This window comes from Prochlorococcus marinus CUG1416, from assembly GCF_017695965.1.
In the GTDB taxonomy this organism is placed as follows: domain Bacteria; phylum Cyanobacteriota; class Cyanobacteriia; order PCC-6307; family Cyanobiaceae; genus Prochlorococcus_A.
Window position 1 is genome coordinate 75,540 of record NZ_JAAORM010000004.1, and the last position, 11,762, is coordinate 87,301.

The 11,762-nt window shown below is 31.1% G+C and carries 12 protein-coding genes; 7 read left to right on the forward strand and 5 right to left on the reverse strand.

Going from position 1 to position 11,762, the window contains the following annotated elements; translation table 11 throughout:
• Positions 1-49: 49 nt before the first annotated feature.
• From lysA to HA146_RS05800, 6 genes are read left to right on the forward strand one after another with little or no spacing between them, the layout of a single operon-like run.
• Positions 50-1,423 carry a diaminopimelate decarboxylase gene (gene lysA, locus HA146_RS05775; protein ID WP_209108623.1) on the forward strand — a complete coding sequence of 458 codons (1,374 nt, stop codon included), beginning with the start codon at positions 50-52 and terminating at the stop codon, positions 1,421-1,423.
• Between the two features lie 28 nt (positions 1,424-1,451).
• On the forward strand, positions 1,452-2,360 hold the full coding sequence (cdaA, locus tag HA146_RS05780; protein WP_209108624.1) for a diadenylate cyclase CdaA: 909 nt from the start codon (positions 1,452-1,454) through the stop codon (positions 2,358-2,360).
• Between the two features lie 3 nt (positions 2,361-2,363).
• On the forward strand, positions 2,364-3,167 hold the full coding sequence (locus tag HA146_RS05785; protein WP_209108625.1) for an isoprenyl transferase: 804 nt from the start codon (positions 2,364-2,366) through the stop codon (positions 3,165-3,167).
• A gap of 6 nt (positions 3,168-3,173) precedes the next feature.
• Positions 3,174-4,181 (forward strand): biotin synthase BioB, encoded by a 1,008-nt coding sequence (gene bioB / locus HA146_RS05790; RefSeq protein ID WP_209108626.1) that lies wholly within the window; start codon positions 3,174-3,176, stop codon positions 4,179-4,181.
• Entirely contained in the window at positions 4,178-5,110 is a 933-nt protein-coding gene (locus HA146_RS05795) for a rhodanese-related sulfurtransferase (RefSeq protein WP_209108627.1), read from the forward strand. Before bioB ends, HA146_RS05795 begins: the two co-directional genes overlap by 4 nt.
• 12 nt (positions 5,111-5,122) lie before the next feature.
• A complete protein-coding gene (locus HA146_RS05800) occupies positions 5,123-5,623 on the forward strand; it encodes a hypothetical protein (protein WP_209108628.1) in 501 nt (166 codons plus the stop codon).
• Here HA146_RS05800 and lipA read toward each other — a convergent pair.
• Positions 5,620-6,519, reverse strand: coding sequence for a lipoyl synthase (gene lipA, locus HA146_RS05805; protein ID WP_209108629.1), 900 nt, complete (start codon positions 6,517-6,519; stop codon positions 5,620-5,622). The two genes, HA146_RS05800 and lipA, sit on opposite strands and share 4 nt — an antisense overlap.
• Positions 6,520-6,522: 3 nt before the next feature.
• The gene (gene recR, locus HA146_RS05810; protein WP_209108630.1) at positions 6,523-7,122 is read right to left on the reverse strand and encodes a recombination mediator RecR; all 600 of its coding nucleotides are present in this window, start codon (positions 7,120-7,122) and stop codon (positions 6,523-6,525) included.
• A gap of 103 nt (positions 7,123-7,225) precedes the next feature.
• Here recR and psbP point away from each other — a divergent pair, with 103 nt between their 5' ends.
• On the forward strand, positions 7,226-7,783 hold the full coding sequence (gene psbP / locus HA146_RS05815; protein ID WP_209108631.1) for a photosystem II reaction center PsbP: 558 nt from the start codon (positions 7,226-7,228) through the stop codon (positions 7,781-7,783).
• A 16-nt stretch (positions 7,784-7,799) separates the two neighbouring features.
• On the opposite strand, the gene HA146_RS05820 is transcribed toward psbP, so the two are convergent.
• The 3 genes from HA146_RS05820 to HA146_RS05830 are packed head-to-tail and all read right to left on the reverse strand — an operon-like array spanning position 7,800 to position 11,660.
• The gene (locus HA146_RS05820; protein WP_209108632.1) at positions 7,800-9,572 is read right to left on the reverse strand and encodes an ABC transporter ATP-binding protein; all 1,773 of its coding nucleotides are present in this window, start codon (positions 9,570-9,572) and stop codon (positions 7,800-7,802) included.
• Positions 9,573-9,587: 15 nt separating this feature from the next.
• Complete coding sequence (locus tag HA146_RS05825) at positions 9,588-9,833, reverse strand: hypothetical protein (protein ID WP_245157440.1); 246 nt, start codon at positions 9,831-9,833, stop codon at positions 9,588-9,590.
• A 51-nt stretch (positions 9,834-9,884) separates the two neighbouring features.
• Positions 9,885-11,660, reverse strand: a complete 1,776-nt coding sequence (locus HA146_RS05830) for a DEAD/DEAH box helicase (RefSeq protein ID WP_209108634.1) — start codon at positions 11,658-11,660, stop codon at positions 9,885-9,887.
• Positions 11,661-11,762: the final 102 nt, after the last annotated feature.

Genomic DNA, 11,762 nt, shown 5'->3' on the forward strand with positions numbered 1-11,762 from the left:
GTCATTATAAGATATGACAACTAAGAATGACTTTATTTAGAGATCTCCCATGGAAGAAAAAAAATCCTTTTTAAGACAGACAATTGACCTGGAAAGTCCAAATAAGAATATCGTACCTGTTACTACTTCCGTAGAAGTTGATGGAAAATTATCAGTTGGTGGATGTTCTGTTGAAGAATTAGTTAGAAAATATGATTCTCCTCTTTATGTTTTGGATGAAATCACTTTGAGAAACTCTTGTAGAGCATATAAAAAAGCATTAAAAAAATACTACCCAGGAAAGTCTCTACCGATATATGCATCAAAAGCAAATAGTTCAATTTTTATGAGTAACCTTGTTTCCTCAGAAGGTTTAGGACTTGATGCGGTTTCAGAAGGTGAATTATTAACTGCTCTAAAAGGCGGGGTACCAAATGAAAAGATTGTTTTTCATGGTAACAATAAATCTGATAAAGAGATCCAATTCGCAGTCAGAAACAATATAAAAATAATTGTAGATAATGACTTTGACTTAAAAAGATTAGAGGCAATTTCAAATTCATTAAATCATGACTTAGAGATCATGATTCGCTTTACTCCTGGAATAGAATGCCACACACATGAATACATAAGGACAGGATCATTTGATAGCAAGTTTGGTTTTGGAATTGAATATTTGAATATTTTGTTTGCCAGTATAAGAGAGACTAAACATCTAAAATTAACAGGGATACATGCTCATATTGGTTCCCAGATTTTTGAACTAGAACCTCATAATGATCTTAGTGAAATTATGGTAAAGGTAATTTTAGACGCCAAAAAATTTGGCCATAATATCGAGGAACTAAATGTTGGTGGAGGTTTAGGTATTAAATATACAGAAAGTGATGATCCCCCTTCAATTGATGAATGGGTAAAAACAATTTCTAATTCTGTTATTAAGGCTTGTCAAAAAAACAATTTAGATTTCCCTACATTAATGTGTGAACCTGGAAGATCTATTGTATCTACAGCAGGTATAACAATTTACAAAATTGGAGCCTTTAAAGAAATTCCAGGTATCAGAACATACTTATCTGTTGATGGTGGGATGAGTGATAATCCAAGACCAATAACATATCAATCAAATTATTCTGCATGTTTGGTAAGTAATCCCCATAATTTTAATTCCAAAAATAAATATACTATTGCTGGTAAGCACTGCGAATCAGGAGATGTATTATTCAAGGAGATAGAATTAGCAGATTGCAAAACAGGTGATCTAATTTGCGTTTTTGGTACTGGTGCATACAATAATTCAATGAGTTCTAACTACAACAGAATTCCAAGACCTGCTGCAATCTTAGTTTGTGATGGTGAAGCAGAGATTATTCAAAAGAGAGAAAGTCCATCTGATCTTTTAAAATATGATGTCTTACCTGATCGCTTTATTAAACAAAATTAGGTACATTTAAATTAATTTTATTATTAATGTGAATTTCTGGGGGATTATAAATTTAAATCTTTTATTAGATGTTTTATTTGCTGTTGGTTTTGGACTTTTATTATTTTCTAGAGTAAAAGAAAAGAGGACACTTTGGCTTTTAAGAGGATATTTGTTTTTAGTCTCATCCGCATGGTTTATACAAAGATATGCCTACCTTCCATTAACATCAAAATTAATTGATGCAGTAGTACTCGCTTGCTCTCTTTCATTAGCGATTCTTTGGCAAGGTGAGCTTAGAAGATTAATGGAATTATTAGGCACTGGTAGGTTAGCTGTTTTACTAGGAAATCCACCCAAGGAATTTAGAGCAACTTCAACAACTATTACTCAATTAGTTGATACTGCAGGTAAACTCTCTCAAAATAGAAGAGGTGCTTTAATTGTTGTAGATTTGGGGAGTGACTTAAGGCCCGAAGATTTTTTATATTCTGGTACTAAAATTGAAGCACAATTGTCAACTGACCTTTTAATAAATCTTTTTGCAACAGATACACCTTTACATGATGGTGCAGTTCTTGTGAAAGGTAACAAAATAATATCTGCGGGTGTAATACTTCCTCTATCCAGGCAAGGAATTAGTAGATACGGCACAAGACATTTAGCCGCATTAGGAATCACAGAAAGATTTGATAGATGTATTTGTATTGTTGTTTCTGAAGAGACAGGTACATTATCCTTAGCGAACCAAGGCAAACTGGAAAGACCAATTACAAGCAGTAGGTTACAAGAACTTCTTGTAAATTTAATTGGTAATCAAAACTCTATAGGAACAAGCAAATCATCTTTAAGTAAAAATGCCTTATCCCAAAACACAAACCAAAGTGATAACATTATCACTGATATAAATGTAAAAGAGTCCAATAAATCAGAAATCTTTACTCACAAAAAGGATTAACTAATGAGCTTAGGGAAAATAATTGACAAGGCAAATAATGACTTATTCAAGAGAATAGATAAGCAAAAAGTACCAGAACACGTAGCAATAATTATGGACGGAAATGGGAGATGGGCCACTAAAAAAGGCCTACCTAGATCATTTGGTCATAACAAGGGCGTTAGTGTATTAAAAGAGATTATTAGAGCATCAAACAAATTAGGTTGTAAGATACTTACTGTTTATGCTTTTTCAACTGAAAATTGGACAAGGCCAACTAAAGAAGTTGATTTCCTTATAAATCTTTTTACCGAAGTTTTAAAAAATGAAATTAAAGAGATACATCAAGAATCAATTAAAATAAAATTTATTGGGGATTTAACCCCCTTACCAGAGACTTTAAAAAAAACAATTTACAGTTCAGAATCTCTAACTAAAAACAATAATGCTTTTTTATTAAATGTTTGTGTAAATTACGGAGGTAGACAAGAAATAGTAAAAGTTGCGAAAGAACTAGCATTAAAATCTTCTTCTGGGGAAATAAATCCAAGTGAAGTTAATGAAGAATTATTTAATTCAACGCTATTAACTCAAGGAATTAATGATCCAGAATTACTAATAAGAACAAGTGGAGAAAAAAGGATAAGTAATTTTCTTTTATGGCAATTAGCTTATTCAGAAATTTATATATCTGACGTATTGTGGCCTGACTTCAATGAGTTAGAATTTCTTAAAGCAATAATTGATTACCAATCAAGGAATAGACGTTTCGGCGGTATAGAATCATTACCAAATGGATCTTATGAAGATTCTCAATGTACTTCCTAACAAAAAATGACTAATTCGAATAATCATTTATTAAGAGAGATTAGGTTCGATTGGAATAAAGAGGAGATATTAGAAATACTTAATATGCCTCTGATTGATTTAATGTGGGAATCACAAATCGTTCACAGGAAATTTAACAAATACAACATTCAATTAGCATCATTGTTCAGCGTAAAAACTGGTGGATGTGAGGAAAATTGCTCGTATTGTAGTCAATCAATTTATAGTACTAGCGAAATTAAAAGTCATCCACAATTTCAAGTTGAAGAGGTTTTAGCAAGAGCACAAATAGCAAAAAAAGAGGGTGCAGATAGGTTTTGTATGGGTTGGGCATGGAGAGAAATTAGAGATGGGAAGTCTTTTAATGCAATGCTAGAGATGGTAAGCGGCGTTAGAGATCTAGGGATGGAAGCATGCGTTACTGCTGGGATGCTTACAGAAGAACAAGCTTCTAGACTGGCTGATGCAGGTTTGACTGCTTATAACCACAATCTTGATACTAGTCCTGAGAATTATAAAAATATTATTACGACTAGAACTTATCAAGACAGACTAGATACTATCAAAAGAGTAAGAAATGCTGGGATCAATGTTTGTTGTGGAGGAATAATAGGTTTGGGTGAAACTAATGGCGATCGAGCATCTCTTTTGGAAGTGCTTTCAAACATGAATCCGCACCCTGAAAGTGTCCCTATAAATTCATTAGTGGCTATTGAAGGTACTGGTTTAGAAGATAATCAAGAAATTGATTCTATTGAGATGATAAGGATGATAGCTACAGCCAGAATTCTTATGCCTAAAAGTAAAATAAGATTAAGTGCAGGGCGAGAAAAGCTTTCAAAAGAAGCACAAATTTTATGTTTTCAATGTGGGGCAAATTCAATTTTTTACGGAGATGAGTTACTCACTACTACAAATCCATCTTTTCAATCAGACAGAAAACTCCTTAAAGAGGTTGGAGTAACATTTAATAAAGATTTTGAGACTTGTGAAAAAACATTATCTTCTTTATGAAAGTCAAAAATTATAAAATAGTTTCTCTTTATTCTTTCTTCCCATTTCAAGAAAACTTAATTCTTGATCTCAAAAATAAATTATTAAAAATCGAAAATGAATCCGATCTTTCGGGTTTATTAATTGTTGCAAGTGAGGGTATTAATGGAACTATTTGTGCTGAGAAAAATGTAATTGATATTGTTATCAATTTACTTAACAAATATACAGATAATAGAAATTTGAATATAAAAGTAAACTTTTCAAAAAAGAAAGTCTTCAAAAAATTAAAAATAAAAATCAAGAAAGAAATAGTCACCATGGGTGTCCCTGAAATAAACCCTTCTCAAGATAATGGGACCTATATTAAATCAGCTAATTGGAATAAGTTAATTAAAAATCAAAATACAATAGTCATTGATACTAGAAATCATTATGAGGTTTCTTTAGGAACATTTCAGAATTCTATAAACCCAAATACAAGAAACTTTAGCGAATTCCCCAAATGGGTAGATGATAAGTTAGATAACCACTTAGAAAATAAAGAGTCTAAAAATATAGCCATGTTTTGTACCGGAGGTATTAGATGTGAAAAAGCTACTAGTCTATTAAAAAAGAAAGGGTATAAAAATATCTATCATCTGCAAGGGGGGATTCTGCAATACCTTAATGATGTAAAAGATGAAAAAAACTTATTTGAAGGTGAATGTTTCGTTTTTGATAAAAGAGTTTCTTTAGATCATAAATTAGAAAAAGGTTCCTATTCCATTTGTCATGCATGTGGAATGCCTGTTTCAATTCAAGATCAAAAAAGAATAGAGTATAGAGAGGGTATTCAATGTCATTTCTGCATAAATCAATTCAGTGATGATGATAGAAAAAGATTTGAAGAAAGGCAAAAACAGATCGATAAATTGAAACTGGATAATCATAAAATCTATCAGGATTAATTTTCCAAAATTATGAAAGTTGAAGAATTAGAAAAATTAGCAGGTACCATTGGATTATTAATTAAAATTCAAGTTAGAGAAACTCTTGGATTATGTTTTTTTAGAATCGTTATAGCAGAACAGAAAGATAACATCATAAAGATTTGGGCCGAAATGAAAGGTTGGACTTATTTAAATAAACAAGGTATTCAGCTTGATACATTAAGAATCCTTAGTAAAGCTCCCGCTTTTGTTTCAGAATTAATTTGGGCAACAACTATGGCTTGGGCAATTGAAAAGAAATCAAGCAACAAAGCAAGACTTTTAGCTATTTTTGATAGTGAAGGATATAGTAAAAAACTTGTAAGATATTTCAAGTTAATAGGCTTCAGAATTGTGAAAGAAGTTGGTTCTAGCCCAGCAGATCTTTTATTAAGATTGGTCTGGGGAGGTGCAGGTACACTTATGAACGGGGAATGTATTTCAATATTGAAAAAACTTGAAAAGAAACTCTATTTAATTAAAAAAAGTTAACCCGCATGATAACTACTTCTAACTAAGGGGCCAGAAGATACTTTCTTGAATCCCAATTCCTTAGAAAAATGATATAAATATTCAAACTCTGATGGATCCCAATATTTCTTAACCTCCAAATGATTTAATGAGGGCCTTAAATATTGACCAATTGTAATTTGATCACAATCTATTTTTTTAAGATCATAAATTGTATGTTTTATTTCATCCAATGTTTCCCCAAGACCTAACATAATGCCTGATTTAGTTTGAACACGTGGAGCAATATCTTTTGACTTTTTTAGTAAACTCAACGATTTTTTATAATTTGCACCTCTCCTAACTTCTTTTTGAAGTCTTTCAACAGTTTCAAGATTGTGATTAAAGCAAATTGGATCTTTTTCTAAGATCATTTTCAATCTATCGGTCTGAAGATTATTAGTTTCATTGAAATTTTTGCCCCCTCCCCATAAATCGGGAGTTAAAACCTCTATTTTTATAGTTGAATCAATTTTTCTAATCTCATCAATTGTAGATATAAATAAATTTGCACCATGATCAGGGAGATCATCTCTAGCTACAGATGTCAAAACAACATATTTCAGATTTAGTACTTTTACTGCTTCAGCGACTTGTTTACATTCATCAATATTAATAGAACTAGGTCTACCTTTATTTACCTGACAAAAAGCACAAGAACGAGAACAGATCGATCCACCTAGTAAAAAAGTGGCTGTTCCTGAGGCATAACATTCTGCTCTATTTGGACATCTTGCTTCTTCACAAATAGTATGAATATTTGATTTTTTGATGAGTGTTTGTATTTTTTCGAACTCTGAAGCTTTACTAATAGGAAATTTTATCCAGGAGGGAAGTCTTAATATTGTTTCTTTCTTGATTAGATTATTGTTTATCATTGTCTAATTTAGTATTGTTCTTCCTTCTAAGGCTCTCGCAAGTGTAACTTCATCCACATATTCAAGTTCACTGCCCATTGGGAGGCCATATGCAATCCTCGTAACTTTAGTAAAAGGGGCTAACAATTTTCCAATATAAAGACTAGTTGTGTCTCCCTCAACACTAGGAGTTAATGCCAATATGATCTCATCTATTTCAGATTTACTAACTCTTTCTACTAAGCTCCTTATTTCTAAAAGTTCAGGGCCAACAGAATCCATTGGAGATATTAAACCACCAATAACATGGTAGACTCCTTTAAATTCTCTGGCACGTTCTAAAGCAAGCAAATCTTTGGTTTCTGCTACTACGCAGATTAGTTTTTGATTTCTTTCAGTATTTCTACAAATTTCACATTCATCTTCTGAAGTCAAATTGAAGCATTTTTTACAACGCCCAACATTACTATGGGCTTCTAACAGAGCCTTTGAAAAATCCCTTATTGTGCTTTCAGGTTGTTTTAAAATAAACAAAGCTAACCTTTGAGCTGTTCTTGGACCAATCCCTGGGAATTTCTCAAAATGACCAATTAATTTCGAAAGCGGTTTGGTATAGTTAATCAAAATCAAACTATTTCTAGAAATAATTTAGACGCAAAATTCTGAATTGCCATAATTGTTTGCTTTTAATGTCTTATTATGTTTTTAGTTAATAATTTCAAACAAAATGAAAAATATTAAATTTAACCCTTTCAAATATTTATTTTTGATTTTTTTATGTTTAACACTTAGCGCTTGTAGTGGAGGTCTAAATGCAGGATTAGAAGCTTATCAAAGCCCTGATGGAAGATATGCGTTTTTATATCCAACAGGATGGACCAGAGTAAAAGTCGATGGAGGACCTGAAATTATTTATCATGATTTAATCAATAGTAATGAGACGTTAAGTTTAGTAATTTCTGATGTAAATAAAGAAGTTCAACTAGAGCAATTGGGGAGCCCAAGTGAAGTAGGTCAAACATTAATTGATAAAGTCATTGCTCCCGAAGGTTCAGGCAGAGATGTAAACCTTATAAATTCTAATAAGAGGGAGGCATCCAATCATATTTTCTATGATTTAGAGTATGAACTAAATTTAAATGAAAAGTCCCGACACGAACTAGCTACCGTTGTAATTGATAGAGGAACACTTTATACTTTTGCTATAGGAACAAATGAAGAGAGATGGAATAAAGTTGATGGAATGTTTAATAATGTAATTGAATCATTTAACTTTCTAATATAGTTTTAGAAATTTTTTACTAAATACCTACTTGAACATTCCACAAATCTGCATATATTTCGTTCTGACCTAAAAGGTTTTGATGTTTTCCACTTTCAACTATTTTACCGTTATCAATAACAATAATATTGTCAGCATTTTTTATAGTGCTTAATCTATGAGCTATTACTATAGTTGTTCTTTCTTTTGTGATTTTAGATAATGATTTTTGAATTAAAGCCTCTGTTTCATTATCAACTGAGGCTGTAGCCTCATCTAATATTAATATTGGAGCATCCTTTAGAACAGCTCTTGCCAAGGCAATTCTTTGACGTTGTCCGCCTGACAGCCTTTGGCCCCTTTCTCCCACTATAGTTTTATAACCATCTGGTAATTGTTCAATAAATTTATGAGCTTCGGCGATCTTTGAAGCTTTAATGATGTCTTTAAAACTTGGGTTGATTGAGCCATAAGCAATATTTTCTTGTACACTGCCATAAAATAAATAAGTTTCTTGACTTACTAAAGATATACACTTTCTTAAATCCCTCAAATTTATTTCTTTAATAGAAATCCCATCCAAGGTTATTGACCCATTATTACTATCATAAATCCTAAGAAGTAGTTTTATTATTGTACTTTTCCCAGAACCTGTTAAACCAACAATTCCTAATGTTGAGTTATTTTCAATTTTAAAATTTATATTTTTTAAAGTTAAATCTCGTCCTGGATAATTAAAATTTACATTATTAAAAATTATCTCTCCTTTGGTAAATTTAGGTTTAATTTTTATTTTTCCATCTTTTATTTTTATAGGCGTATCTATGAGATCAATTACTCTATCTATTGATGCCATAGACCTCTGAAAATCGTCTAAAACATGCCCCAAAGTAGTTAAAGGCCACAATAATCTTTGTGTAATAAACACTAAAAAACTATAAGTACCTACATCAAGTGTCTTATTCCAAGTTTGGAAACCTCCAATTAATAGAATAGCTATAAAAGCAAATAAGATTGCAAATCTTATAAGAGGGATAAAAGCAGAAGATAATTTTATTGCAGCCTTATTACTTCTTTGATAATCGAGACTTTCTTTATTTAATCTATTTAGTTCCCATTTCTCTTTAGTAAAACTTTTTATGGTCAGAATTCCACTTAAATTATTATTAAGTCTTGATGCCAACAATCCAGCTTTATTTCTAACATCTTTATATTTGGGAGCAAGCTTCCTTTGAAATTTAATTGATCCTAAAAATATTATTGGAATAGGCAAGAAAGAGAATAAAGCGATTTTAGGAGCCACAAAAATCATAGTGCCCCCAATTATTAAGACAGTTATAAATAACTGAATAATCTGATTAGCCCCTTGGTCTAGAAATCTCTCGAGTTGATTTATATCATCATTCAAAATAGATAATAGTCTTCCTGTATTATCATTTTCGAAAAAATCCATATCTAATTCCTGTATATGCTCATAAGCTTTTATTCTTAGTTTATGTTGCGATAGCTGGGCCAAATTTCTCCATAAAACCGAATATAGATATTCAAAGGAAGATTCCCCAGACCAAACAATTCCTGATGCAAATGCAAGGAAAATTAATTGAGATGGAACTTCTTTTATCCCAAAACCAGCAACCCATGAATTCTGTTCTTTAACAACAATATCCACCGCAAGACCAATTATTACAGGAGGTGCTAAATCTAATATTTTATTAATTATGGAACTAAAAAAAGCAAAAAATAGTACTTTTCTTTCTTCAATAAGATTCAAATAAAGTCTAATTATTGGATTTTTATTGTTCATAAATCTCATAAATAGCATTTAAATTTATTCGTTATTATTTAAACTTTCTTGAGTTTCTAATTTACATTTTGTTTTTGAAACTTGATGACTTGCTGTTTGCTTAAATTCTTCGTAATAACATTCACAAGTTTGATCTGCAATTTCTTCACTATATTCTATTTCTGCTTTCATCATCTCCTCTTTGACACTCTGAAGACAGAATAATTTTATGATTCCATTTTGTTTTGTTTGGGCTAAATAATGACTATTAAAAGAGTTAAGTAGAATCATAAGATTCACAAAAATAAAAAATTTATATTTGCTGGCTTTCATTCTCTATACTTAATTTCTTACTTTAATTTTTTTTAATTTATTTTTAACTTCATTATTTAGATCTCTGGGTAAATCAACCAAACTATAATCATTAAAGATCTGGATTTTACCTATTGATCTACCGTTTATATTAGTTGAATTACAGATTGAGGATATAATATTTGCAACTCTAACCCCATCAAATCTACCAAAGTTAAATTTATAGGTTTCAAAAGAATCATTTTGATAATTATTTCTTCTATTTGAATTTCTCATACGATTATTTCCATTTCTATTTGATCTATTTCGATCAGTATTATTTTGTTTATGAATCCAAGAATCATCTTCATTAACAAAAAATGCTTTATTACCTATTACTAAATTAATCGCCGCCATTGCAATATTTGAATCATCCATAGAGTGTATTTCTTTTAAATTATCTAGTACATCAATAATCAAAGCTTTATTCTCTTCATTTTCTTCTTTAGCTAAAGAACTCTCATTAACATTCTCTATAAGTTTCTCCATCCTTTTTTCATTTATTATTTTATTACTTGGTATATTAATTTCTTCAATCTTAGTTCTTGTTGAGTTTTCTAAGTTTCTTAGAAAATGTTTTTCTCTTTGATTAACAAATAGAATTGCCTCTCCTGATCTGCCTGCCCTTCCAGTTCTTCCAATTCTATGAGTATATGTTTCCTTATCAAAAGGAAAATCGTAATTAACAACAAGTTTTATCCTCTCAACGTCTAATCCTCTAGCTGCGACATCAGTTGCAACAAGGATATCAATAAATCCTTTTTTTAATCTATCTACAGTATTTTCTCTTTGATTTTGAGGTATATCTCCATTAAGTACTGCCACAGTATGGCCTGAATTCTCTAAAGCTTCAGCTATTGAAGTAGTAAGTAGTTTTGTCCTCACAAAAATTATTACTCCCTCGTTATTAATTTCTAATATTCTTTTTAAAGCATCTAACTTATGATGCCTTTGCACATATATAAATTTTTGAGAAATTAATTGAGTTTCTTTTTTGACACTTTTGATTAATATTTCGGCGGGATCATTTAGATATTTTTTTGCGATGTTTCTAATCTCACTAGGCATTGTTGCTGAAAACAATACCATCTGCTTATTTTCCGGAAGTTGATCTACTATCCATTCAATATCTTCAAGGAAACCCATATTTAACATTTCATCGGCCTCATCTAAAACAAGACAATTTATGTCTTTAATTTTAAAAGTTCCCTGCCTTATATGATCCATTATTCGGCCAGGGGTCCCAACTACTACGTCAACTTTTCTTTTCAATGCTGAAATTTGATTTCGATAATCGGTACCTCCATATATTGCAACCGTCTTAAAATTACTAGATTCAGAACTATAACTTTTAAAAGATTCTGCCACTTGAGTTGCCAATTCTCTAGTGGGAGTCATAACTAAAACCTTGGCATTTAATTCTTTATTATCTTTAAGTTTTTCTATTAATGGTAATGCGAAAGCTGCAGTCTTTCCTGTTCCTGTTTGTGCTTGGCCTAGTAAATCTCTGCCTAACATTAGTTCGGGGATTGCAGCTTTTTGAATAGGAGTTGGATTTTTATATCCTTTATTTCTTAACGAATTTAAGATCGACTGATTAAAACCAAAATCGACAAATCCATTATCATTTCCTTTCGATACTTCCAGTGGTTGAGATTCAATTGCTGTTTTGTTCTCTAAATTATTTAACTCAAGTAGGGGAACATCTTCATTCTGAGATTTCTCCTGCTCATTATCAAGAGAGTTACTATCTTTTTTTAAAGCCATTTTAAATGCCCAATGATCTTCTGATTAGGCATTCAACAAATATCTAAATTTACTTAAATTGTTGACTAGCCTTGCAGAGCCGAATTATTAATCTAACATCTT